This window comes from Ktedonobacter racemifer DSM 44963 (assembly GCF_000178855.1).
GTDB classification, from domain to species: Bacteria; Chloroflexota; Ktedonobacteria; order Ktedonobacterales; family Ktedonobacteraceae; genus Ktedonobacter; species Ktedonobacter racemifer.
On sequence record NZ_ADVG01000002.1, the window covers coordinates 2,024,261 to 2,050,347 of the forward strand.

Annotated in this window: 20 protein-coding genes and 1 pseudogene; 15 read left to right on the forward strand and 6 right to left on the reverse strand. The window is 53.7% G+C overall.

Translation table 11 applies throughout. The features are described 5' to 3' along the window. The first annotated feature begins 683 nt into the window (after positions 1–683). Entirely contained in the window at positions 684–2,729 is a 2,046-nt protein-coding gene (locus tag KRAC_RS24960; protein ID WP_007911944.1) for a WD40 repeat domain-containing serine/threonine protein kinase, read from the forward strand. Between the two features lie 89 nt (positions 2,730–2,818). Next, a complete protein-coding gene (locus KRAC_RS24965; RefSeq protein WP_007911945.1) occupies positions 2,819–4,000 on the forward strand; it encodes a hypothetical protein in 1,182 nt (393 codons plus the stop codon). 18 nt (positions 4,001–4,018) lie between these two features. Here KRAC_RS24965 and KRAC_RS24970 read toward each other — a convergent pair whose 3' ends face one another. Further along, a complete protein-coding gene (locus tag KRAC_RS24970) occupies positions 4,019–4,408 on the reverse strand; it encodes a nuclear transport factor 2 family protein (RefSeq protein ID WP_007911946.1) in 390 nt (129 codons plus the stop codon). 401 nt (positions 4,409–4,809) lie between these two features. Here KRAC_RS24970 and KRAC_RS24975 point away from each other — a divergent pair, with 401 nt between their 5' ends. The 4 genes from KRAC_RS24975 (at position 4,810) to KRAC_RS24990 (ending at position 9,506) form a co-directional block, all read left to right on the forward strand. After that, complete coding sequence (locus tag KRAC_RS24975; RefSeq protein WP_007911947.1) at positions 4,810–6,324, forward strand: hypothetical protein; 1,515 nt, start codon at positions 4,810–4,812, stop codon at positions 6,322–6,324. Between the two features lie 301 nt (positions 6,325–6,625). Then, a complete protein-coding gene (locus KRAC_RS24980; protein ID WP_007911948.1) occupies positions 6,626–8,278 on the forward strand; it encodes a zinc-ribbon domain-containing protein in 1,653 nt (550 codons plus the stop codon). Between the two features lie 154 nt (positions 8,279–8,432). Next, a complete protein-coding gene (locus KRAC_RS24985; RefSeq protein WP_007911949.1) occupies positions 8,433–8,915 on the forward strand; it encodes a hypothetical protein in 483 nt (160 codons plus the stop codon). Positions 8,916–9,101: 186 nt separating this feature from the next. Then, on the forward strand, positions 9,102–9,506 hold the full coding sequence (locus tag KRAC_RS24990) for a hypothetical protein (RefSeq protein ID WP_040444107.1): 405 nt from the start codon (positions 9,102–9,104) through the stop codon (positions 9,504–9,506). Positions 9,507–9,524: 18 nt separating this feature from the next. Here the strand turns inward: KRAC_RS24990 and KRAC_RS24995 are convergent, their stop codons facing one another. The 4 genes from KRAC_RS24995 to secG form a co-directional block, all read right to left on the reverse strand. After that, a complete protein-coding gene (locus KRAC_RS24995) occupies positions 9,525–9,884 on the reverse strand; it encodes a hypothetical protein (protein WP_007911951.1) in 360 nt (119 codons plus the stop codon). Between the two features lie 502 nt (positions 9,885–10,386). Next, a complete protein-coding gene (locus KRAC_RS25000; RefSeq protein ID WP_007911952.1) occupies positions 10,387–13,656 on the reverse strand; it encodes an ABC transporter permease in 3,270 nt (1,089 codons plus the stop codon). After that, positions 13,653–14,390 (reverse strand): SGNH/GDSL hydrolase family protein, encoded by a 738-nt coding sequence (locus KRAC_RS25005; RefSeq protein ID WP_040444109.1) that lies wholly within the window; start codon positions 14,388–14,390, stop codon positions 13,653–13,655. Before KRAC_RS25005 ends, KRAC_RS25000 begins: the two co-directional genes overlap by 4 nt. 88 nt (positions 14,391–14,478) lie before the next feature. Beyond that, complete coding sequence (secG, locus tag KRAC_RS25010) at positions 14,479–14,718, reverse strand: preprotein translocase subunit SecG (RefSeq protein ID WP_007911954.1); 240 nt, start codon at positions 14,716–14,718, stop codon at positions 14,479–14,481. 355 nt (positions 14,719–15,073) lie between these two features. Here secG and KRAC_RS25015 point away from each other — a divergent pair. The 9 genes and pseudogenes from KRAC_RS25015 to KRAC_RS25055 all read left to right on the forward strand — a co-directional run. Beyond that, positions 15,074–15,337, forward strand: a pseudogene (locus KRAC_RS25015) (IS607 family transposase); the annotation flags it as partial. Then, positions 15,309–16,553, forward strand: a complete 1,245-nt coding sequence (locus KRAC_RS25020; RefSeq protein ID WP_007911955.1) for an RNA-guided endonuclease InsQ/TnpB family protein — start codon at positions 15,309–15,311, stop codon at positions 16,551–16,553. The pseudogene KRAC_RS25015 and the gene KRAC_RS25020, both read left to right, overlap by 29 nt. 39 nt (positions 16,554–16,592) lie before the next feature. After that, a complete protein-coding gene (locus tag KRAC_RS25025) occupies positions 16,593–17,726 on the forward strand; it encodes a glycosyltransferase family 2 protein (protein WP_007911957.1) in 1,134 nt (377 codons plus the stop codon). Positions 17,727–17,892: 166 nt separating this feature from the next. Next, on the forward strand, positions 17,893–18,528 hold the full coding sequence (locus KRAC_RS25030; protein WP_007911959.1) for an MBL fold metallo-hydrolase: 636 nt from the start codon (positions 17,893–17,895) through the stop codon (positions 18,526–18,528). A 110-nt stretch (positions 18,529–18,638) separates the two neighbouring features. Next, complete coding sequence (locus tag KRAC_RS25035; protein ID WP_007911971.1) at positions 18,639–20,303, forward strand: CTP synthase; 1,665 nt, start codon at positions 18,639–18,641, stop codon at positions 20,301–20,303. A 65-nt stretch (positions 20,304–20,368) separates the two neighbouring features. Continuing rightward, complete coding sequence (locus KRAC_RS25040) at positions 20,369–21,679, forward strand: magnesium transporter MgtE N-terminal domain-containing protein (RefSeq protein WP_007911972.1); 1,311 nt, start codon at positions 20,369–20,371, stop codon at positions 21,677–21,679. 157 nt (positions 21,680–21,836) lie between these two features. Next, entirely contained in the window at positions 21,837–22,670 is an 834-nt protein-coding gene (locus KRAC_RS62430; protein ID WP_007911974.1) for a helix-turn-helix domain-containing protein, read from the forward strand. Positions 22,671–22,711: 41 nt separating this feature from the next. Next, the gene (locus KRAC_RS25050) at positions 22,712–24,058 is read left to right on the forward strand and encodes an MFS transporter (RefSeq protein WP_007911976.1); all 1,347 of its coding nucleotides are present in this window, start codon (positions 22,712–22,714) and stop codon (positions 24,056–24,058) included. A 48-nt stretch (positions 24,059–24,106) separates the two neighbouring features. Beyond that, the gene (locus KRAC_RS25055; protein ID WP_007911977.1) at positions 24,107–25,210 is read left to right on the forward strand and encodes an aminopeptidase; all 1,104 of its coding nucleotides are present in this window, start codon (positions 24,107–24,109) and stop codon (positions 25,208–25,210) included. Positions 25,211–25,291: 81 nt separating this feature from the next. Here KRAC_RS25055 and greA read toward each other — a convergent pair whose 3' ends face one another. Next, a complete protein-coding gene (gene greA, locus KRAC_RS25060; protein WP_007911979.1) occupies positions 25,292–25,810 on the reverse strand; it encodes a transcription elongation factor GreA in 519 nt (172 codons plus the stop codon). Positions 25,811–26,087 lie beyond the last annotated feature (277 nt).

A 26,087-nucleotide genomic window follows, 5' to 3' on the forward strand; every position in this document is an offset into this window, starting at 1 on the left:
TTCCAATAGTAAGATATAACCGCACGCTACGCTATAAACTAGTTCACAAAAACCGTTCCTCATATGTAGAGATATCTACCTCAAAACTTCTCGCCACTTCGTGGCTCGCAGGGTCAGATTGTGTGATGGCAGGGCTGGCTTCGCCAGCCCTGCCATCACACAATCTGACCCTGCGAAGCGTCGCAGACGCTGAGAACAGCGCGTAGGGGGAACTTCCTTTCGGAGTCTTATATGGTAAACGCTGAAGCACTTTTTCTAGAGACTCAGGCGACCGCCTCGATCTATATAAAGAGAATATCTGCATAAATATCAAAGCGGGCGAGGCTACTTACTAGAGACGTAGGAGCGGCAGGTTATGCTCTTTACATAGAAGGTAGAGCCTATTATAATCGTAAACGTACTTACACATGGGCACACGTGAAAATAGAATTTTCCAATAGCGCTCTTTATGAGCAACGTACTTTCACCTTGTAAAAACAAGCACCATCCTACAAAACCGTAGTAAAGTCGCGTTAACTAATAGTAGGGGAATACAAGCTTGAGATATCGTTAAAAACAGGGGAAATTCACCAGATAACGCCGCCAGATCGCATGCAGTGGGAAGTGGATGGGTGTAGATAACGCGAGTAGAGGAGGGAGAGGGCTCCCGCAAAACATGCAGAAGAGGAAAGACGTATTTTATTATGGCTGAAGGCAACTCTCGTGTAGGCCAGCGTATAGGCGATTACCGGCTCACACGGTTAATGGGCGAGGGAGGCTTCGCCCAGGTCTACCGTGGAGAACATATACAGACCCAGGAACTCGTCGCAATTAAACTGCTTCACACACTACCTGGACAACTTGATGAAGCTCAAATTCGCAAATTCTATAAAGAAAGCCGTATTGTTACCAGCCTGCGCCATCCACATATCGTCAAGGTCCAACGTTTCGGCGTAGATGAAAGAACACCATATCTCATTATGGAGTTTCTGCCCTATGGTACGTTACGCAGACGCCATCCAGAAGGCAGTATCCTTAAACCAACCCTGATCTACTCCTATCTGGAAAAGATTGCCGATGCCCTCGACTATGCCCATAGCCAGGGTATTGTCCATCGCGACGTCAAACCAGAGAATATCTTACTCAATCGCCGAGGTGAGCTGATCCTCAGTGATTTTGGCATTGCCTTTATCAGCCACCATAACGCCGAGATCAGCCAGTTGAGTATGCCCGGATTGGCAGGTACCTATTTCTATATGGCACCTGAACAATGGATGGAGAAACCAACCTACGCCAGTGACCAGTACTCACTCGCGCTCACCGTCTATGAATGGCTATGCGGCGAGCGCCCCTACCGTGGAAACCCTGGCTCGCTCCTCCTCCAGCACCTCAATGTCATTCCCCCCTCTCCAAGGGCACGCAATCCTATGATTAGCACGGCCGTAGAAGAGGTCATTATGAAGGGACTCGCGAAAGATCCCAATCAACGCTACGCGACAGTGCAGGAGTTCGCGCGTGCCTTTGGAGAGGCCTCCGGTCTGAATATAACGACGCCCGCAAGCGTCCATCATACCTCTCTTATCAACCGCCAACACCAGGAAGAGGTCGCGTCACATGAGACTCAGAGACTGAGTCTGCCACAGTCCAAACCGCCTCTCTCTGACCTGGCACGCTCAACGAAAGATTTTGAACACATCAAAAAGCGTGTGACACAGAACACAAAAGCCCAGCTAGCCAATCTCACCCGGCGCAATGTGCTGCTTGGTCTGGCGGGCGCCGCCTTTGTCGCAAGCGCGGGCAGTATTTTCTTCTTTAGCCATCAAACCACGCCTCCCCCAGCTCAATCGAAGACGCCTACCAATACTCCTGGATACGTTTTGCGCACATTCGCGCTGGACGCGACTGCGCTGGCCCTAAGCTGGTCTCCCAAAGGGACCTATCTCGCCTCCGGCTGCGCCAATGGCACAGTTAATGTCTGGGAGACACAGACAGGCAAGCGCATCACAAGCTACCGCCAACACACACGGAGAGTAAATGCGGTCGCCTGGTCGCCTGATGAACGCTTCCTGGCCTCCGCCAGCGACGATAGTACTGTTCATGTCTGGAATCCCTTGAGTGGTAAGCTTACACAGAAGTATACCGGACATAGTGAAGCCGTCAGCGCGCTCTCGTGGTCGCCCGATGGGCAGACACTGGCCTCGGGCAGCAAAGATACCACTATCCAGCTCTGGGAGCCAATCAGTGGTAATCTCCTCGAACGTTACGAAGGACATGCCCATGGCATCTCCGCGCTGGCATGGTCACCTCAAGGCGCACAAATTGCCTCCTCCGCCCTGAACGAGAATAGCGTTGTCATCTGGGAAGTGGCAAGCAAGCAGGCAGTCATCAACCACCAGCATAGCGACTCAGTGCTTGCGCTGAGCTGGTCCCCTCATGGAAATTACCTGGCATCCGGTGGCAAAGATAGCCAGGTACATGTCTGGAGTATTGTCAGCGGTGAGAAAGCCAGAGTCTATACTGGACATAGAGGCAATGTCAATGCCATTGCCTGGTCATCGACGGAGACCGCCATCGCCTCGGGAGGCGATGATCGCACGATCCAGATCTGGCCGCCCTTCGAGGGCGATAGGCTCTATACTAATATTTTGCAGACAACCACATATGGCCTGGCCTGGTCGCCCACAAGCGGAACCACAATCGCGTCCGGTGGAGATGATAAACAGGTGAAGATCTGGCGCGCCATAAAGTGAACGCAACGAATTAGAAGAGTAGACCGCAAGGGCGAGCCGTTTAGCATAGAGAGAATATAGTAGAGCGCGAACAAGGCAGCGGAGGAATCATGTATAGAGAGGTCCGAGAGAATCAGCGTAGACATACTAACTCACATAGACAACCCTTTGCCGGATTCGTGCTCAGCCTGTTTCTCCTCCTGCTCCTCGCCAGTTGTGGAAGCGCCCAGGCAGCTACAACCACGACGGGTACACAACACATCGTTAAGCGCAATGTGCCAGCAACCACAAAAACGATTGCCCTGGGCACACAGCCTTGCCCCACAACCGCTGCCTCAACGGATTACTGGAACGCCGTTGTTGGCATTCAACGTGAACAGAACAACATCGCGAAAGTCTCGTGCGGACACCTGGAGGGGAACGATACCCTGCAAGCCCTGGTCGAGGTCGACTACAACGGCGCAAGCGGGGGCGTCAAAGATATTTATGTGTATGACCAGGTCACAGGTCCGGCCCCCACAAAGATTCTGGAACTCAAAGCACTCTACCAGGGCGACGCCCGCATCAGTGGCTATAATACCGTTATCACCCGCGAGGTAGACTGGAACTCCAGCATCAATAAAGGCCAGTCTTCGGATTCGGTCCAGCCTGACCTGTATCGCGAGTTCAAATGGGCGCCGGGCGCGAATGGCATGTTGCCCGTCGCGTTTCGTGGCTTCTATCCTGACCTGACGCGCTACCAGGCAGAAACTGATCAACAGCAGGTGAGTAGAGGCAGAGAGCAGTGGAAGCTGGATCCGCGCCAGGTTGCGCAACACATGGCCAGCAACCTGTTAAACTGGTCAGGAGCAAGTCAAGCTCGCATCCTGAAGCAGCAAGGGATAGATGCCACAGTAAGCCTGAAGAACGCGGGACAGGATGGCGGTACGATTACTGTCACCTTGAGCCGCCTGGAGGGCCGATCTGATGGCATCTGGCTCGTAACCCAGGTCGACAGCGATGCTCTACTCATAACCCAACCCACGCCCCTGGACCACCTCGCGCGCAACTTTACGCTCACAGGCAAGGGCCCAAACGGCGTCAGCGGCCAGGTAAAGGTCTTCGATCACCTGTACAGCGAAATTGGTAGTGCCAGCACCACGAGCGCCGGAAATAGTAGCACAACCTTTCACGCCACCATTAGCTATACCCCTACCTTCGATAAAGGGAGCGAAGATGGCATCCTCGCCCTCTTTGTGCGAAAAGGTAACGCTATCCAAGAGGCAGTCATGTTTAAAGCCTTGCTTGGCTAGCCTGCGTTCACACAACATTTACTCGACAAACCAGGTTCTCGTAATCAGGCCGTCTGCGACCTCATACATGACAATGGAGCGGACAGAGGGGCCATCCACCAGACCTTCTACCTCCTCCTCATCAATGATGAGATTCTCCGAGGTAATACGCCTGGTTATATGTGCATGCAAATGTGGACACTCAGTAAAGAGCTTGGCATAGGAGAGGCGCAACGCCTCCAGGCCCTCGTCAAGTATCTGCCCACCAGGATGCAAAGCTACCATTACAGTAGGACTGTAACACGCCAGGAAAGCCTCCAGGTCATGGGCATTATACGCCTGTAACTGGCGATCAACGACATCCTGCGCCGTCATCGTCTCTAAATCTAAACCTAAACCTAAACCTAAACCTATGCCTTGTTGCTTCATGCTAAAACCTCAATTGAATAAAATAATACCATGGTCCTATGCTATTATATTCTGCCGATGTACGCAACTTTTACCACCAATTATGTCCATTGGCAGAGTTAAATAGAGACAGTTTCAGTTTCTATAAATATGTATACAAACTATATATTTCTATGCTATACTTCGATACATCTCATCTTTATGAGTGTAAATATTTTTCTCTTTTGATTCTATATTATTATTATTTTTTCACTCACAGCACCTTGCATCTCCCTGATGGGCGCAGGGAATATGTAATACCTTCTCTCCTTAAATGAGAGAGAGCTTCCTAATATCTCTCCCTGACTCCGCTAATGCACCAGTTATGAGTGAAGCAAAACGTCCAGCCGATGAGAACGGCCTGGATTGAGGAAAAAAACAGTATGCACTACTGCTATGCCTGCGGCTCTGCCCTCTCCTCAGAGCACGCTCAGTACTGCGACAATTGTGGCAAATCCCAGATACCACCCACAGCCACCAGCGGTACTATGACTCCCATAGATGCAGATCCAGTTCCTGCCTTTTCCTTTCAGGAGTTCATGCCAGCCAAAGAAGCTGCAACAGCCCTTTCAGGGGAGCATTATCAGGGCAAAGAAGTCTCACATTATGCCATGCCAGCGGTCCATATGCCTGAAGCTACAAATGCGCAGTCCGCATCTGAGCAATTTGCATCGGGTATTCCCAACAGTGCCGTAGAGGCAAACGCCATAACAGCCAATGAACCAACCGTGGCGATGCCCTCTTCAGCCGAACACGGGCCGCTAGCATCTGTTTACCAGCCACAGAGTGGGGTCTTCCCCCCACAGGCACCTGTGCCACAGCCGGGAGCAGCTTACGATCCTGCCGCGATACATTCTGTCTCGTCGCCGCAGAATATATACCCTCCCATACCAGGGCAGGCGCCTTATTACGGTCCCCAGGGTGCGCCCTCAGCCTTCCCCCCACAGGCCAGCTCACCGTACGGCCCCTACTACCCACCAGTTCCCGCGCCAACCCCGCGCAAACGCTCCTGGTTCAGTAGTACGCCCGCCAAAATTTTAATTGCCGCTATTCTCCTGGTCCTCCTGATCGGTGGCAGCGCAACGAGTTACTATATCTATTTAATTACGCGCCCCAAGCCGGTCATTAGCATCGACAGTGTTTATAAAGTCAATGCCTTGCCAACCGGCTCAACCAATGTTGGTCTCACCTTCAAAGGCTCCGATTTCACCAAAAGCTCCCCAATCACTATTCTGATGGATGGATACCGTCTTCCAGAGCAGCCACAAATCATCAGCGACAAGGATGGCAAAGCTGATGCTGTACTCACAGTCAAAGAAGAATGGGTCACCGGCAAGCACACACTGACAGCCAAAGATGGTGACGGCTATACGACCGCCAAAGGGGTCGCGATTAACATTGTTAAACAGGGCGAGGCAGGTACGCCAGGACCCGGTGGAGCACCAGCCGACAATAAATCATTCACTATCAGTGGGCAAACAAATAAGAATACTGATCTCAACATTACAGTTACTGGTCAACCCGATCCTCAGGGGGGATTAGCTTGCTTTGAGGGTGACGATGGTCATGTCGTCACCGATACAGGCAAACTCGACGATGGCACACCGTATACGACTAAGTTCGCGACCACCTGTAGCGGTACCTACAAAAGCGGCAAACTCGAAGTCACTGAAACCATGAAGCAGGAAGAGACGACCTTCGTCACGCAGGGTGTCACCTTTACCTGCAAGACAAAGACACCTTATGAGAGCCTGAAAGTAGAAGGTACCTACGGATCCAATCAACGTTTCAGTGGCACTTATACTTTTCCAGCAACGACAGCGACCTGCACACCATATGATATTAGTCTCACAACGCAAGCAGAGAGCGGCACATGGGGCGGTGGCCCCAGTTTTTAGTTAGGCAGACTACGGGGAAAGAGGTGTTGATGGAAAATGGCAGAGCCATTTTCCATCAACACCTCTTTCCCCGAGGGGAGAGTAGCGAGATGAGGCAAGAACTGGAAAGACCTGTTTGAAGAGAAAAGCAAGGTGCGCAAAGCCGATAAATATGCTATACTCCTAGCATATTTGCACATTATCCTTTAGCAATACGAGCGTCCAGGCTCTCAACACCTTCTTCTGGACCAGAGCGCACTTATTCACCACCTACTTAAAAACACACACAAAGCACATCCCAGGTATATTGGAGGATGCATTCATGCTACACTGCCAAGCTTGTGGAGCGGAAGTCCCCTCAGATGGCGCACGTTTCTGTGGCAACTGCGGGCAACCTGTTTCCCCTCCCCAGCCAGTAGAAGCTCCGGCTCTGGCTCATAAAACTCCGTCTTTCAACGAAAATCCATCGTTCAATGAAGACCGCTCCCTCGCTGATGCTAAGACGGTCCGGGGCACTCCCCCACAGGCCGCGAGCACTTCCGCAGCATCTCAGCCGGGCGATAACGCCAATGATTTCTCGTTTCAGGAGTTTCAGCCTGCCAAGGAACAAGAGGCCCCAGGCCAGCAACCAGCCAGACAAGAGGAGGCGAAAACGGCCTATGGTGGCGGTGAGCACTTTGGGGCGCCCGTGGAAGCAGAAAGGCCTCAAGCGGCGGCCCCATCTACTCCAGCAGCAGGATATGCGGCTCCTCCTCAAATGCCTCCACGAGCACCAATGGCCCCAGGTGGTTCCTACGCGCCACCCGCTTCTATGCCAGGCGCGGCATACCCTCCCGCCGCACCCGCGCCTGTGCAACCGAGCATACCCGCGCCACAGGCTACACCCTATCAGCCGGGTGGATATCCTCCTCCCACCACACCATATCAACCCGGTGCCTTTCAACAGCAGCAGAGCGTGCCTTTACAACCGGGATACCCACCACTCCCACCTGCCGGAACACCTCCAGCCTTCCCAGGTGCCTATCCCGCGGGCGCCTATCCCCCGCCGCAGCAGAAAAAATCCTGGCTGAGTACAACCGCAGGCAAGGTAACTATCGGACTCCTGATCGTCGTGCTCCTGCTGGGAGGCATAGGAGTTTATGCGGTCTATCAACTCACTCGTCCCAAGCCAATCATTAACGTGACGAGCAGCTATAAAGTCGGGAGTGTACCCGCAGGTTCGACAAGTACCAGCTTGCATGTGACCGGGCAACAATTCTCCAATAGCTCAGACATTACCTTCCTCCTGGATGGCAATCCTATCGCAGGCCAGCCGCCAGTACTGAGTGATAAAGATGGCAAGGTCTCTAGCGATCTCAAAATTGATACGGGCTGGAGCATCGGTCAACACACCCTGACCGCCAAGGATGCCGGCGGATATACCACCAAAGATGGTATTCCTATTCATGTCGTCTCTGAAGGGCAGGCCCATACCCCAGGCCCCAAAGGTTCTCCCTCAGATGATCAGAGTTTCAAGCTGGAGGTTCTGCTCATCGGCCAGGATAGCGAGAGCGGCAAACCCTTTACAAGCAAGGCCACACTTATCGTGACAGGCCGCCCCGATCCCGCAGGCGGCAGCATCTGCACACAGTACGCCGATGGGCAGCCTCATACCGCGACCGACACCTCTGCTAGTGGGGCCAATACTCGCGAGACTATTGCTTCCCAATGTGATGGTAACTATAAAAGCGGTAAGGTCGACTATACAGAGAAGCTCTTGCAAGATAGCCTCGAAATTACGGAACAGGGGCGAACCTTTAAGTGCGCGCTTGATAATGCCAACACGGCCCTGCACCTGACTGGAGACTTCGATGGACCCAGCACGGCAAAAGGCACCTTTGACAATGGCTCTCAATCATATACCTGTGATATTCCTGGTACCAATAAACTGCTAACGCATGCTACAGGCTCCTGGACTGGCCTTAAAGTCGCATAGAGAGGCATAAAGTTTCATAAAGGGATATGCTCAAGCCCTGGCAGCCTAAAGGCTGCCAGGGCTTGAGCATATCCCTTTATGAAACTTTATGCCTCTTGCTATGATGAGGGTAAGGTCGCACTGTATAGATAGGCATAATAAGAAGGAGCAGGCCATGAGACCAGGATCGAGCGAACAGAGACCGCCACAGATAATACGTCAGAAGATCCCTTCCTCCTCCTCTTTACCCCAGATGCCGCTTGCTCACAAGCCTTCCAGGCGCGGGCGCTGGCTCTGTTATACCAGTATTTTTCTCTGCGGCTGGTGCTTTACAGCCCTGCTAGAACACCTGCTCTGGTTTTCGCTGACTATCCCTTTCTCCTGGGTTCAGCTTGCGGTCCCCCTCTTGCTCACCTCCACGGCCCACCTGACCCTCTTTCCAGAACTGGCGCCTCCGGTCGGCAGCCTCCTCTGGAGAGAACAGACACGCTGGTTGAGCATCCTCCTGCTCCTGGCTTTAATCATTCTTCCCTCCTGCCTGGCCTTCCTACCATACGAGGGTCTGGGCATAGGCTGGGCATGGCCCTGGCCCCTGACCATCCTATTACTGCTCGGCACAGGCTTCATTCTATGGAAGACGCTGCACACCGCGACCTGATCATGCTCTTGACTGGTAATATGTAGGGTCCATGCTGGCATGGATTGCGAGCGTAGTGATCTCTCCGGCGGCGTTTTCCCGGCAATGACGTATGGTACAATAGAGAAGAAAGAATACATGTGTAAGGAGTTTGTAGCAGAGCACCACAGGGCATATGACCCTCCATACTCAGGAAGGCCTGGCAACATGCGATCTACGGCGAAGCACAAACAGCGTAGTTGTCAAACACATTCTTCTAGACAGACGAACTGGTGGACATGGTGGATCTGTTTCTGGGGGGCCTACTGGATCTTCCGCCAGTGGCTCATCGCGCTCGCTGTCGTGGGCTTCTTCTTCCTTCTCTACACAGCCTGGAAAAATGATTGGCTTCATCTACGCAAACCGACTACGGTTATCTATGTCAGCAAACCCATGTCAGCCTCACCGCAGGTACATGAACAAGCATCGCGCTACGAACGAGGCTACCAGGGGTTGGACACGCCTCCGGTGGATTCAGCACCGCTCTATTCACAGAACAGGCCCTCACCCTGGGAATACGAGCAGCCATCAACGCAGTATCCAGAGCAAGAGCCACCGGCGGCTATGCAATAGCCTGGCGAGCTATACGCTTTAATTATCGCTCGCCAGGGTCATGTTATCTAACTCAGCCAGAGCCAGCGATACTTCACGATAGCATGGCTCCCAAATATCTAGAAGCGCTTGAAACTTGGCTTTTACTTCAGGATCGCAGGTCTCCCTGAGCCAGCGCCTCGTCTTCTCAATCTGGCATGCCTGCTCCATTAGCCAGATATGTGTGCGCTCTTTGACCGATGCCAGCGAACCAAAACGCGTCGGCAAGTAGGCAATGACAATATCATTCCCAGAATCCTGAGATACCGTAATTTGCAATAAAGCGGTATGGCGCAGACGCTCTCCCTTGCTCACCAACACCTCATGTAACAGGAAACGCCCATATCTTTGTACAACCATACCGACCTCTTGAGTAAGGTGCATAAGGCTTCCGCTTTCGTAGGAACCCGCCGGGCATAATCACCCTTCGGATACGCAGTATTTCAACGTTTACTGCATCCTGGGTATACCGGTAGCCAGGCGCTTCGCCCGCTACCAGGCATGCTTTCCCCACAAACAATGTACAAAAACACACTCCCATTTCTGAGAGCCTTCGCTATAGGGTGAAATTTCTTGCCTATCAATCTATAAGACGCATACCACCGCGAAACGTTGCACGCCTGGCTTATTATGCCCTAGATGTCCCATGCCAGGAGCTTCCAAACATCAGTACGTACCCACCCTTGAACCTGTGAGCAAGCACAAAAAAGATGCTGATTGTGACAATTTTGCGCATAAACAATTACAAACGATCCATTGGCCACTACTATATTATTAATAACAAAAAAGCGCAAATAGATACAGCAGAAAGCTAGAACACTAGTACTTCTGCTAGCCTATGAAGGAGCCTGAAGGCAGCGCCTTACTGATAGCGCAGCGCCTCCGCTGGCGCAATTCGGCCAGCCTGCCAGGCCGGGAGCAAGGCTCCCAGGAAGGAGGCCAACAGCGCGATCCCGGCAATGGCGGCCAGGTAGTACCAGGGAATCGTAAAGGTCAACCCGGTCTGATACTGCTCAAAGAAGTTAGCGGCAAAGATGTTGCGTGATAAGATAATCCCTAAACCAATACCCAGAACGCTGCCAAAGGCACCCACTAAGAATGACTCCAGCAGAAAGGCCCAGCGCACCATGCTCCTGCTACACCCAAGCGCGCGCAACATACCAATCTGTTGACGACGCTCAATAACGGCGCGCGTTCCCGTAATGGCCAGCGCGGCCACTCCCAGTAAGAGCGTCACTCCTACAACGCCAATCAAGACATTACTCAACAATATTCGCGGGCCACGTAGCTGCCAGATTACATCTTCGAGTACGGTTGTTTCCAGCCCATAATCGAGGTAGGCTGAACCCAGCGCCAGTGCCAGCGCCCGCTTATCCTGGCCGGGCGCGACCTTAAAATAGTAGGTCTGCAACTGGGGTTGGGCACTGGTAAATGAGGCACCCGTCAAGGCCCGAACGCTGGCGGCGGAACGGGGAACATAGAGGCCAAAATGAGAGGCGTCACTGTTATCTACAACCCCGATGACTGTTACCTTCATCGCCTCTTTGGTGCTTGGACCGACCAGCCAGAGTGGAACTGCGGAAAAGCTCCTGTCTCCTTGCGCAACACCACTGAGCGAGAAAGCGGTCTGTGGATCAATATTGGGTGGTGTGGCGGGAACAGTGTACTCGCTGGGAGCTGGCACCGATGGATCATAGACTGGAAAAGGTGAGCGATATGGCAGGGCGCTGCTATCAATCAAGGCATAGTCAGGATGCTGTTGTAGCGCGGCCCAGATGGCTGCGTCGTTCTCAAATCCCTTCGCCCGCGCGGAGAGATGCAAACCATAGCCCTGCAAGAAGCCGCCATCGACAAGCTGTGCTGGATAGATGCTCCAGCGGGGAGCATTCGCGCTCAACTGCATTACGCCAACCTCCGTCGCGCTCCGCATTCCGATAGCAGAGAATTGAGAGGTGGCAAAACCATGCGCGGCAAGCGATGTCGAGAGGTCCGGCAACGACTTAAAATAGGCGGTCGCTTGAATATCATACCCGCCCGTCTGTTGATCGATATCGGCGTAACTGTTCTGCACGGAGTTCGTAATCACAGCCATCACGGTCATGGCGAACACAACCAGGCTAAACATGACCACGCTCAGGCCCATACGGAAGCGACGGTGTAGCGGGTAGGCCGCAGCCAGGCTCATCGTGGCGTAGAGACGTGGAACAATCGTCCACATACGCAACAACGGCGCGATAAGCAAACCCGCATTGGCGATCAGCGCCCAGGTCGCCCCCAGCACCATCATAATACCCGCGACAAAGAAGATCTCAATGCCTCCCTGAAAGCGATGAAAGCCCAGGATGGCCAGAATATCAAAGGGCAACGCCCAATATCCCAGGAGCAGCAAGCCCGCCAGCGCGGCAAAGAGGCCACCAGAAATCCGGCGCGAGGCCGCGTAGTTCTCGCGCCTCCACACTCGCCAGTTGAAGATATCTAACAACCATGTTACCAGCCTGCGCATCCCCAGTCCAATACCCACCACAAGCAGCGATATGCCGCAAGAGAAGGACAACACCTGTTGTTGCTGTAGCCCTAAGCGAAATAGCCACCAACCAAGCACCAGCGGCACCAGGCCAATCTCCACCAGGAGTATCGCCAGCCCACCAGCCGCCTCGGGCAAAACCTCAAGTGTCATGCGCCGCGCCTGCCGCCTCCGTGATGTGGGTTTGCTGCCAATAGATGTCTCTCCAGAGCGCACCAGCAGGCGCAACATCTGCCAGGCGCGCTGCAATGACTCACGCAACGACACCTGTTTTCCAGACTCGGGCAGATCTCGCAGGGCCTCGATGACATTCATCCGGCTCACCAGCCAGGAGGAAAAAACAACCGAGCAGAAGGTAAATATGACTCCCAGGCAATAGGCAATAATAAAGCTACGTGGCTGCACACTAAATTTGAGCGGAAAGTTAAAACGCGCCATCAATGGGCGTAAGAACCAGATCAGCGCCGCGCCACCACCAACGCCAAAGAGCAGGCCAACGAAGGAGGCCAGCAGGTCATAGACCGCGCCCTCAAAGAGAAACATCAAGACCAGGTGATGCCTTTGCACGCCAATAGCGCGCGCCATGCCCATCTCCTTGCGCCGTTCTGCCGCGAGCAACACAAAGATAAGCAGGATCAGCAGCAGGCCAATCGCCAGGGCAAACAGGGTGAAGAGGGCAAAGATCCGCGAAAAGATATCCTCCGCCTTCTGCGTATTCTCCACCCCCTGCTGTTTGACCTGAATCACGTGGACTGAGCGTGGGGTCATGCGCTCAAGCTTGTCCGAAACTACGTCGGAGAGCGAGGTCCCAACAGGCTCTGCCCCGCTGCGGTTGCGCACGAAAATTTGATTGATCACGGGTTCGTCGAGATCCTGGAAGCCGCGCACGATCTGTACATTCGCCAGGAGAAAGGGGTTATCTCCCACCAGGCCATCGTTGCTGACGATCCCCGCGACACGCACCTGGAAGCGCTTACCAGGCCAGTCCTGGGAGTAGAGATAGAGCGTGTCGCCGCTGCTGGCATTGAGGAACTGGGCCGTAGTGATATTGAGATAGACCTCGTTCTTCCCCAGTTCGCGAATAGTGCGATGCTGCCTGGTTCCCTGGTCAGTCATGCCACCAAAGCCCAGTTCGCTATCGGGAACGATCCCCAAAGCCGTAACCTTGGAGCGAACCTGGCGCGAGGTTTCATCGGCGATAAGAATATTCTGCATGCGTAATGCCGCGCCCAGAGCCGTAATATCGGGCTCCTGCTGCGCTCTCGTCTGCAAGCGCTGGTAGATACGCTCCGAGTACACGCCCAGAGTACCCGAGCCGCCTTCGACGAGCTCATCTACGTTGCCCCAATTGAAGACCGCCACCGTCTGCACAGTTGAGGTTAAGACATCGCCAGTCGTTAACACGCTGGAGAGGAGGGTAGTTGAAAGCATCAAAGCGCCAATGATCAGGAACATCTGTGAACGCCGTCGTGGGATATTGCGCACACCAATCTTAAAGAAGAGCATGTTGGTCAGCGCCAGAAGCAGCACGACGACAACGATCACCCCTGTGATGATCATCAGAGCCAGCGCAAAGCGATCCATTGGAATACCAAACAGAGCTGTCATATGATCCTGTGTTGTTTCATGCCCTGGTAGAACAGCTGAGCTAGACGCGCGTACCCCGCAGCACTTGGATGAAAACCGTCATCGCTAATAAACTCTGGATGCGAGGTTAGTTCCTGCCAGGCCTGGAAAAGGTCAATCAGCACTACATGGTGACGATCTACAACAGACTGTATAACAGCATTATAGCTAGCAACTGAACGCGCGAGTTGTGTGGTATCGGTCGAATTGAAACGAGGAAGAAGAGTTAAATCGGGGACGTTTGCGATGACAATCCGCACATGCGGAAGCTTAGTCTGTAAATCTTGCAGCAGGTGCTCAAGGTCCTGGGCATAGCTAGAGGGAGGCACATTATCGACCAGGTCATTAACCGCCAACCAGACAGTAATCAAGTTGGGATGGGCATCGATGGCGACTGGTAGCTCAACGCCAAGCGCATCATGAGCGTCCATACCTGGAATGCCAAGGTTGATCAGTCGGACAGTATTCTGTCCCAGGCTCTGTTCCTGCATCTTGCCATCTCCGTTATGAGCAAGCATGCGTGAGAGAACGGCTGGCCAGCTCTCGGTGCGGGGATTTTTGCTGCCAGTGCCATAGGTATCGGAGGCCCCAATCGCGACATAGGTCATACGCGCCTGCGGCGCTGCCTGGATCGCCAGCTTGCCATTATGTTCCTGTCCTGTTAAGGGAGAAGAACAACCAGCCAGGAATAGCATCGCCAGGCAGAGGATATACAAACCCCTGACCCATACTGGAGGCAGTATACGTCGAGAGCCAGGGTTCCCAATCCTCTGCTGGCGCACCCTATACATGTGGGTAAAGGCGTTACCGAATAAGGGCAGCACTGAGAATGGAAATTAGCGCGAACAACACCACGAAAATAATCGTGAGATTGAAGATCAGGCGCTCTACTCCACGGCGCGTCTTAAAGACTGAGCCAGCGCTGCTGCCACCAAAGGCGCTGCCCAGACCAGCACCACGTGCCTGCAAAAGGATAAAGACGATCACGGCAAAGCAGAGGATGATCTGAACAATGCGAATCGCAGGAAGCCACTGCTGTAACAAGAGTATTCCTCTCTTTCGTATGGGCTGGCTCAAAACAGGCGCTTTTTACCAACACAGGTACGATTGAAGATCAAAGCAACCGAGAAGGAAAAAACGTCCTCGGTGGAGGTGATTATACCATACTTCCAGCCTTCAGTCGAGATGCAAGAAAGGGCTATTGGCACGGCTGCCGGGCAGATTGCCCGGCAGCCGTGCCAATAGCCCTTTCACATAGAACTATACAATTACATGTTGTTCATAAATAGCGCCAGGGGTACTATAAAAGGCTTTGTTAGCATGCAATGTGCAGTATACTTGTCTCGGTAACAAAGGGGGGAAGTCGGAGAGCTATGCGCGCTCTTCCGATAAGTGGAAGGAGTTGGTTGAACTTGGTCAGGTCCGGCGGATTGTTCTTGCTCATCGGGATCGGTTGGTTCGCTTTGGCTACGAATACTTTGAAGCCTTTTGCGAGCGGCACCATACCGAACTCATTGTCATCAATGGCGAGAATCTTTCTCCAGAGCAAGAACTGGTGCGCGATCTCATCGCTATCGTCACCGTGTTTTCTGCTCGACTTCCTGGGCTGCGCTCCTACAAGAAAGCGATTAAAGATGCTGCTTTGCAAAAAGATTCGCATTGAGCTCTCTGAGCAAGACGCCGCCACCCTTGAGTTCATGCAAGGAAAATGCAGAGGACTTTACAATTGGTGGGTGATGCGACTACAAAACGGGGAGAAATGGCGCTTCAACGAATGCAAGAAGACGCTGGCTGAGAGTCGTGCTCATGATCCTGAACTCAATCAGGTCTATGGAAAGTTGCTGGCAGAAGTCTACTATCGTCTTGATGGAGCCATGAAAGCCTTTTTTCGTCGGGTGAAAGCAGGTGAAACGCCTGGATTCCCAAGAGTGCGCCCTCGTCACTGCTTTTTCACGCTCTGCTATCCTGCGATGTACCTTGAAATTGAAGGGGAGAAACTGATGTTGCCCACCGGGGGCAAGGGCAAAAACAAACAGTATCCCAACATCGTTGCACGCCTGACAGAAGCGCCACCAGAGGGTTTCAAAGAGGTTGCGATTAGTCGCGATGGCAGAGGCAACTACTTTGCCTCTTTTACCAGAGAGCGTAACGAGAAACCGTGTGAAACGGATGGAACGGTTGCCTTTGACCTCGGCATCAAGACCCTGGCAACAGGCGTCAACGAGCAAGGCGGAGTCTATACTATTGGCGGCTTCAAAGGGGCACGTTGGTACAATAAACAACTCGATAAAATCCGCTCCAAGCGTGATAAGTGCAAGAAAAAATCACGTCGTTACCTTCACTTAAGCAAGGTCTACAAGCGCGTTTCCCAGAAGAAACGCAACAAACAACGGGATAGCTTGCATAAGGCATCCCATCTCATTGCCCGGCGAGTGGTTGAGAGAACTGTCGTCGTGGGCGATCTTTCCCAGAGACAAATGGTCATGAAAGAGCATCAGGAGCGCAACAAACAGCTCAACCGAGCGGTATTCAATGACTGGGGCTTGTATGCCTTTGTCCAGATGCTCACCTACAAATGCCAGTTGTATGGGAAAGAGCTCCATTTCTTAGATGAGCGCAACACCTCCAAGCAGTGTAGTGGCTGTGGGAATCTGCAAGCCATGCCCCTGTGGAAGAGAACGTACGGTTGCGTGGAATGTGGACTCGTCATGGACCGCGATGAAAACAGCGCACACAATATCCTGACGAGGTTCTTTGCGCGGCGAGCGCCACACACCGAAAGGTGCGGTGTGCTGCATGCGACCCAAAGCGGTGTCGAAGTCATGGGGGCTTCCTGTGAGGGGCAAGTGCAGCAATTGAATCTATTTGAGAGTGCGTGAGTACTTTTGAGTAGATCTAGAATGGCAGGACTATGGGTTATGGCGATACCTATCGCGGAAGCACATCTACATAGATCTGAACCCTATCAGACAAGCAGCGTCCGGCAGCCTCAGCGCCTACGCTGTAGCGTCGGCATTATGGCTTACAATGAAGAGGCGAATATCGCGCGCACACTCCAGGCCGTGCTCGCACAACAGAGCACCACGCTCGATATCCACGAAATCATCATCGTCGCGAGCGGTTGCACAGATCGTACGATTCCCATCGTGCGCGACTTTGCCGCGCATGAGTCACGAGTGAAACTCTATATCCAGGAACAGCGCGAGGGGAAGGCCTCAGCAATCAACTTATTCCTTGCGCACGTCGAAAGCGAGATCGTCGTCTTACTGGGAGGCGATATCATTCCTGCTCCCGAAGCGCTGGAGCATCTCTGCGCACCGTTGCTAGATACACATATCGGCATGGTTGGGGGCAGACCGATACCGGTCAATAACCCACACACATTCATGGGGCACGTCGTCCATTTGCTCTGGCACCTGCACGACCGCCTGGCGGAGCAGGCACCCAAGTTAGGAGAGATCGTAGCCTTTCGGAATGTGGTCGCAGGCATCCCCATCAGGAGCGCCGTCGATGAGATCTCGCTCCAGGCCCTGATCTCGCAGCTTGGCTATCAACTCTACTACGAGCCGTACTGCGTAGTCTATAACAAAGGTCCACTCACGATTAAAGACTTTCTCCACCAGCGACGGCGGATCTATGCCGGCCATTTGCAGGTCAAAGAGCAGCAACGCTACGAGGCCTCAACTATGCGCGCGCTCCCCATAATACGCCAGTTGCTTGCCACACACAGGTATGCGCTTGGCACGCCACGCAGGGTTCTCTGGACATTAGGGGCGGTCGTGCTTGAGAGCTATGCGCGCCTACAAGGCTACCTGGATTATCTCTACCACCGGGAACACCATATCTGGCAGGCTGTACATTCCAGCAAGAACCCCGACATAGATCTGCCCCAGCTCTACGCCAGCAAGCAAGAAGTTATCGCGCGAGGCGCGTTCCCAAGCGGTAGGGACCAGCATGAGAAGCCACCTCGTGTGGTGGTGGAATCGCTTCGCTCGGAGTCCAAGCCAGCTTGGACCCTACAATTTGGTAATTGCTCCATTAAAGAGCGTTGAGCTGTTGTCGATGATGGAGACTAGCACATTACATACACCATTCAGGCCTGTTGGCAAAACAGGCTATGCCCTTGTAGGTGACCTATCTATATGGTACAATACAATCCGGGCGAGGACATTTGGTCCCCGCCCGATCTTATGTAGAAAAGCGAAAAAGCAAAAGCTTATGGAAATAACCTGGCTCGGTCACGCTTGCTTCCAACTTCGTGGCAAGCAAGTTACACTCGTAACAGACCCGTTCACTCCTCAGCAAGGCTCCTCGCTGGGTAAGATCAGTGCCTCCATCGTCACCATCAGTCATGATCATCCCGGACATAACAATAGCGCCGCCATCGGTGGTAATCCTCGTGTTGTACGCAGTCCTGGTGAATATGAGGTGAGCGATGTGCTGATTACGGGCATTGCCTCCTATCATGATAATAAACGGGGACAGGAGCGCGGGCGCAACACCATCTACGTGATCCACATGGATGGCCTGGTAATCTGCCACCTGGGCGACCTGGGACATACCCTGCAAGAAGAGCAACTCGAGGAAGTCGCCGATGCTGATATCTTATTGATTCCCATTGGTGGACAAAGCACTATTCATGCAACGCAGGCCGCGGAAGTCATCAGCCAAGTAGAACCTCGCATCGTCATTCCGATGCACTACAACTCTGCCTTAGAAGAAAGCGCCGGCGCCCTCAATAAATTCTGCCGAGAGATGGGTGTTGAGCCACCGGCACCACAACCAAAGTTTGTTGTTACACCAGGCACACTTCCAGTAGAAACGCAGATCGTACTGCTCACGCCACGATCCTAGCTTCGCGCAATCTTAGTTTGTACATCGTCTTTCGTCAGCAAGTTGCAGGCTGCAACGTAATCGTTTCATTTGCATAAACGGAAAGGCTCCGGCTTGAGGAGGTTTTTTGCATGTCAAAATTTATCTTTGTTACAGGTGGGGTGGCTTCATCGGTAGGTAAGGGCATCAGCGTTGCCTCTCTGGGCCGTCTTCTTAAGAATCGCGGAGTCTCTGTCTCGCTCATGAAGCTGGACCCCTATATCAACGTTGATCCTGGCACGATGTCACCATATCAACATGGCGAGGTCTTCGTCACCGATGATGGTGCCGAGACAGATCTGGACCTGGGACACTACGAGCGCTTTACCGACGAGCCCGTATACCAGGCCAATAACATCACGACCGGGCAGGTCTATGCCTCTGTTATCGCCAAAGAGCGACGCGGAGAATATCTCGGCGGCACGATTCAGGTTATCCCCCATATCACAAATGAGATCAAAGCCAGGATGCACGCGGTTGCGCGCCATTCTGATGCAGATGTTGTCATTGTTGAGGTCGGCGGTACAGTCGGTGATATCGAGGGCGAGCCCTTCCTGGAGGCCATTCGCCAGATGCGTAAGGATGTCGGTCGTCGCGATGTGCTCTATCTGCACGTGACGCTGCTCCCTTACCTGGGTGCCTCGAAAGAGCTGAAAACCAAGCCAACACAGCATAGCGTAAAAGAGTTGCTGCGCGTCGGCATTCAGCCCGATGTAATCCTCTGCCGCTCCGACCACGAGGTCAGCGACGAGCTACGCGAGAAGATCGCGCTCTTCTGTAACATTGAGGCGCGCGCGGTCATTCCTCTGCTTACCGCGGATACCATCTATGAAGTTCCCCTGGTCCTCGAAGAGGCTGGTCTGGGTGAGTACCTGGTGCAGGAACTGGGCCTCCCCCAACAAGCCCCAGATACCAAATGGGACGAGTGGAAGAAGCTCGTGGCAAAGATCAAGAGTCCACGCCCGGAGGTTACCATCGGCCTCGTCGGCAAATATGTCGAGCTGCATGACGCCTATATGTCGGTGGCGGAATCGCTACACCATGCTGGCTGGTTCCATGATGTCGACGTGCGCATCAAGTGGATTAACTCCGAGGCGCTTGAGAAGATGAATGAGGCCGAGGTCCTGGAGGGTCTCTCTGGTATCGTTGTTCCTGGTGGCTTCGGCCATCGCGGCATCGAAGGCAAGATCAAGGCCGCCAGCTTCGCGCGACGCAACAATATCCCCTACCTGGGTCTCTGCCTGGGTATGCAGGTCGCGGTCGTCGAGTTCGCACGCAATGTGCTTGGACTTAAAGAGGCCAATAGCTCCGAGTTCGATCCCCAGACGCCCAACCCTGTCATCGACCTGATGCTTACCCAGCGCCAGGTGGCGGATAAGGGTGGCACGATGCGCCTGGGCAACTGGGTCTGCTGCCTCACCAGGGATACGAAGGCCTACGCCGCCTATAATGAGCCTATCGTCTTCGAGCGCCATCGCCATCGCTATGAGTTCAATAGCGAGTATCGCAAACGCATGGAGGCACACGGACTCGTCGTCAGTGGTCGCTCAGCCGATAACAGCCTGGTTGAAATTATTGAGGTTAAGGATCATCCCTGGTTCGTCGCCTCCCAGTTTCATCCAGAGTTTAAGAGCCGACCCACACGGCCACATCCTCTCTTCCGCGATTTCGTAGGTGCCAGTGTTACAATAGCGCAGCAACAACAATCGCAAGAGGGCACACAGGAAGAAAAAGATACGCTGGCAACCAACCGCTAACGGTTGGACTTGCCCGGCGTGCCAGATGCCCCTTTGCACCAAAAGGGAGACAAAATACACAGACTATGTTGTACTTAAGCCAGTTACTTGGCACACCGGTCGAGAACGCGCAAGATACGCGGATAGGCCGTATTGTTGATGTGTTACTGCCAGCAAAGCTGGTGGGCAGCGACGAGCCTGCCTATCCTAGCACGCTGCTTATCGATAGCGAAGAGGAACAGCGCTGGCGCGTTCCTCTTCGTGACGTTAGCTGGTTCGAGGGGGCACTGCGCCTGAACACCCCTCTCCAGCAGTTAACGCGTGCCTCGCGTGAGCTCGTTGAAGAGCCAGATGAGATATCCCTTGCCCAGGAAGTGCTCGATAAGCAGGTTATCGATATTAAACGCAAGAAGGCAGTTCGTGTCAACGACGTCTGCTTAGATGAGAGCTGGCGCATCCTCGGAATCGACAATAGCGCCTTCGGGCTTGTTCGCCGCTTAGCCCCTTCCTGGCTCCTTGGCTCGAAAGGCCGTGACTACCCCTCCGTTCCCCTTCCCTGGCAACAGATCGAGCTCATTAGACAACCACGTCCAGGCGCCCAGGACGAGAAGGAAGGTCTAGAAGAAGAAGAGGCGCCGCACGTTCAGCGCATCCTCTCAGGTCACCTGGCCGAAATGCACCCGGCGGATATTGCCGAAATAGTCCACCAGCTTACACCCGGCCAGGGAGCACGCATCATCGAGGGACTCGACGATGAAACGGCTGCGGCCACCATGGAGGAGATAGATACCGAGCGGCAAAGCCATATCCTGGAAAATATTGAGCCAGAGCGAGCCGCCGATATCCTACAAACCATGGGACCAGACGAGGCCGCTGACCTCATCGCACGTCTGCCCGAGGAGCGGGCGCAGGAACTCCTCCACCGTATGACGCCCGAAGAATCAGAAGAGGTACAGGAACTGCTTGAGTATGCCGATGATAGCGCAGGCGGCCTGATGACCACTGATTTTCTCGCGCTCACCCAGACGCGTACGATACAAGAGGCCCTGGAGGCGGTGCGTACCAATGCACGCGAGCATGGCTTGCGCACGGCCTACGTCTACTGCGTCGAGAACGAAGAGGACGAGGAGAGTCCCCTGGTAGGCGTCGTTTCGCTCTGGGAGCTACTCATTGCCGGACCAACCCAGCAGTTACACCAGCTCATGGAGGTCGACCTGATCTCCGTGGTCCCAGAGACCGGCGCACACGAGGTAGCCGAGAAGATCGCCAAGTATAACCTGCTTGCCGTCCCGGTTGTCAATGACCAGCGCGCCTTACAAGGCATCGTCACCGTCGATGACGCCCTGGATGTCCTGCTCCCACCCGAGCGCAGGCGCAAGCCCAAACGCATGTATTAGATTGTATCGCCGAAAAAGGGACCGCAGCGAAACGCTGCGGTCCCTTTTTCGGCGATACACCCCTGCTTAATGGACTTGACAAAGTCCGAGCGTATAGTTTATTCTTCTTACATGATCAAAAATTTTTGATCGATAGAAAGAAGTGGCATGATAAAGAATGCTTGATGTTTATGAGATCACAAGCCTGGAACAGTTGCGTGCCATCAGCGACCTGCTACGCGTGCGCATCATGGACAATTTAAAAGAGAAGCCTCTGACCGTCACGCAACTGGCTGAGTTGCTGGGCATGGCTCCAGCCAAGATTCATTACCATGTGCGGGAGCTAGAGAAGGTGCAGTTGCTCAAGCTGGTTGAGACCCGCGAAAAAGGCGGCATCCTGGAAAAGTACTACCAGGCCGTCGCGCGCAACATCAATGTCTCGAAGAGCCTCTTTTCTTCAGCATCACAGGATGAGGCGGCCGAGGGCATCAGCCAGCTCTTGAACCAGGCTCGTGATGGATACCTTGCTGCCTTTCAGCACTCCATGCAAAGCACACAGGAGCCAGGGGCAGGACTAGCCTTTGTCCTGACTCATCTCTATATGACGACCGATGAGATGCACCAGCTTTTGAAGCGCATCAACGAGCTCTATGAAACGTACGAAAAACCGCGTGGGATTGAAGGTGAGCAAGAGTTCATGCATGTGCTCTTCAGCTATCCCGAACAACAAAAAGAGCTAGCAATGCCAGCAGCACTCATAGCCGATGTACAACCACAGCAACCGCAACAGGAAGTCTCGGTTGGGGTTCGCCATATCAACAGACATGAGCTAGAGCAGGCGCTGCAACAGAATAAACACCTGCATCTAAGTATCGTAGGGCTTTGTAGCATCGCCGGCGATGTCCCACTCGAACTCGTTCAGTCAACCATCGAAAAATTCAGTCTCGTTGGACGCCTACAGGCCGCGCCAGACGTTTATGACTACCTGATGAGTATCCGCCACCAACCATAAATTGCTTCTTCCCTAGCAGGGAATGCGCAGGAGAAATTCATATGCAAATCGAGAGTCCAGGCCCGGTTATAACGGGCACACTGGCTGAAAGCGCCAGGACTGGTGCGTCAATTCCCAGGCGAGGGCTTGTCCACAATCGCAATTTTGTCTTACTAGCATGCGCTCAGGGCATCTCTAATGTTGGGGACTTCTTTTTTACGACAACCCTCCTGGTCTGGATCTATGATCTCACCCACCAGGCGGGCGCTGTAGGTAGCATCTGGGTAGCGGAATACGCCCCTATCTTTCTCCTGGGACCATTTGCGGGCGTCTTTGTAGATCGCTGGAACCGGCGCACGACAATGCTTACAGCAGATATTGCACGCGCCGCGCTGACCCTGATTCCGCTCCTGGTTGCGGGCGCTCTGCGGCTCCCCGCCATCTATGTGAGCGTCTTTGTGCTGGGAGCCTTCTCACGCTTCTTTATGCCCGCCAAGGCAGCCCTGCTCCAGGCCATCGTGCCAGAAGAGCAACGGGGACAGGCCGCCTCCGTAAGCCAGACCTTGATGGCGATCTCTTTCATTCTGGGTCCCGCCATTGCCGCCCCGCTCTATACCCTTGTAGGCCCAACGCTGGCATTGGCAATCAACGCCCTTTCCTTTGGTGTCTCAGCCCTCTGCGTCAGCTTGATGCGTGTTCCACGTGAGCAGGTCCATCCCTACGCTTATCAGGCCCAGGAGGCCAATTCACAGCAGGGGCTACAACTGGTCTTACGCGAGTTTCAGGAGGGCCTCACCTTTGTGCGTAAGACCCGCACACTGCTCGTCCTGATCCTTATATCACTGCTGGCTATGCTCGGGGCAGGCGCGCTCAACTCGCTCGATATCATCTTTGTCGCGCAACGCCTACATTCACCAACCTCACTCTACGGCACCTTAATGGCCGCTGGCGGCGTGGGCGTCCTGGTGGGAGCCGTCGTTTGCGGTCTCTTAGGTAAGAGGATTACGCCGAAGGCGATGGTATCCTGGGGCGTTATGCTCCTTGGCGTTGGACTGATTGTCTATTCGTTCCAGACCATTTTTCTGGCCGCTGTGATCTTAAATTTCCTGATCTGTATCCCCCAGGCTGGACTCAACATTGGCTTTGGGCCTTTGATTATGGGCGTCACACCAGGAAAAATGATGGGCCGTGTTCAGTCAGTTCTTGATACTTCCATGTTTGGCTTTAGCCTGCTCTCTGCGACCCTGGCAAGCTTTCTGGGGCAATTAGTACGCGTCGACATACTCTTCGGCCTGTGCGGTGGCCTGATCGTCCTGGCAGGCATACTGAGCCTCTTTCTGTTACCTGCTCATGAAGGCCAGCCAGAGACGGCTATGGTCGCTGAAAACGCAGGTGATTTACATCCATAAATTGGCATATACTAACCATATAAAGATTTTTTCAAAAGGAGAGAACTTATGAGTGATATTCGTTTACAGCGCATGGCAAAGGTGCTCGTTCACCATTCGACAACCATCAAAGAGGGAGATCGCCTGGCGATCCAATCTTCGCCGCTCGCGGCCCCCCTGGTACGCGAGATTGCGCGTGAGGCAGTTCGCTCCGGCGCCTTTGTTGAGACCTTTGTCAGTCTGCCAGGCATCAGGGAGATTGTGCTCAAAGAAGGCTCTGACAAGCAACTCGACTATATCGCGCCCAGCATGCGCCATATCATCGAAGAATACGAGACCTGGATCAATATCCTGAGTGATGAGAATACCAGGGGCATGAGTGGAGTTGATCCCGCACGCCTGGCCTACGCCCAGAAGGCTGGTCGCGAGCTGACCGGGACCTATATGAGGCGCTCAGCCGAAGGTTCGCTGCGCTGGAACATCTGCATGTTCCCGACCAGCGCCTATGCCCAGGACGCTAACATGTCGCTGAGCGACTTTGAAGAGTTTGTCTACAAGGCCTGCAAGCTCAACGATGAAGATCCAGTGGCAAGCTGGCAAGAGCTCTCGCGCCAGCAGGAGCGCTACGTCGAGTGGCTCAAAGGCAAGCGCACTATTCACATCCAGGGGCAGGATACCGACCTGACGCTCTCCATCGAGGGTCGCGGCTTCATCAACGACGATGGCAAGAAGAACTTCCCCGGTGGCGAGTTCTTCACCAGCCCGGTCGAAACCTCGGCCAATGGTTATATCCGCTATAGCTTCCCGGCGGCGTTCAATGGTCGCTCGGTCGAGGATGTCCGCCTGCGCTTCGAGAACGGCGTCGTGGTTGAGGCTACTGCCGCTCAGGGGCAGGATTACCTGGACCAGATGCTTAGCCTGGACGAGGGGGCGCGCCGCCTGGGCGAGTTCGCCTTTGGCAATAACCGCGACGTGGATCGCTGCATCAAGAATATCCTCTTCGACGAGAAGATGGGCGGGACCGTTCACCTGGCGCTGGGCAACGGCTTCCCCGAGGTCGGCGGGCAGAACACCTCAGCCCTGCACTGGGATATGGTCTGTGACCTGCGCAGCGGCAGCGAGATTCGAGTTGACGGCGAGCTCTTCTCCAAAGACGGCAAGTTCGTCTTCTAAGAATAGAGTAGGGGTGTGTTGTGTCGGGTTGGCTTCGCCAACCCGACACAACACACCCCTACGCAACAAATGCAGCAGGCGCTATTCGTACATTGTGGTAATCGAGAGGATTGTGTAGCCGGTCACACCTCCAGGGGTCGTCACGGTGACCTCGTCACCCTCTTTATGTCCCATCAAGGCTTTGCCAACAGGAGATTGATCTGAGATAAGGCCAGACTTTGGATCCGCTTCGTAGGTCTCTACGATCTTGAACACGCGCTTGGCGCCGCTCTCACTCTCAAGCTCAACCTTCATGCCGATGCGTACCGTTCCATCGTGTCGGTCAAGTGACTCAGGCGTAATCACCTCGGCGACTGCAAGCAGGTGCTCAAGCTCAATGATCTCGCCCTCAACCTTGGCTTGCTCATTCTTGGCATCTTCATACGCGCTGCTCTCACTAATATCACCGGCCTCTTTAGCCTCATGAACGTAGTCGGCAGCCTCCCTGCGTTTTACGTTGCGCAAGTAGTCCAGACGTTCTTTATTCTTGGTATAGCCCTGTGGGGTCAGACGAACTACCTTACGCTCTGAATTCGTTTCACTCTGTCCACCAATACTCATTGTAAAATTCCTCCTGGTATCGCGAATTCAACCAACTAGCCGGTTTATTCCAGATACCCGCCTCAAAGATCTGTGTGAAAAATGTTATTCATATCTCTTTTGCATCATGACCCTCGCACAACCATCGCGCGCCATCCATGACCTCTCTACATTATTATCGAGAGGTAGCACCCTTTTCTCCACCCCGGCTACCATTTTGTCTTCGCTGGTAAAAGAGGATGAACGTGGAGACAGCCAGGCAGCGTTGCGATTTTTAGCTTGTATGCAACGTCCTGTC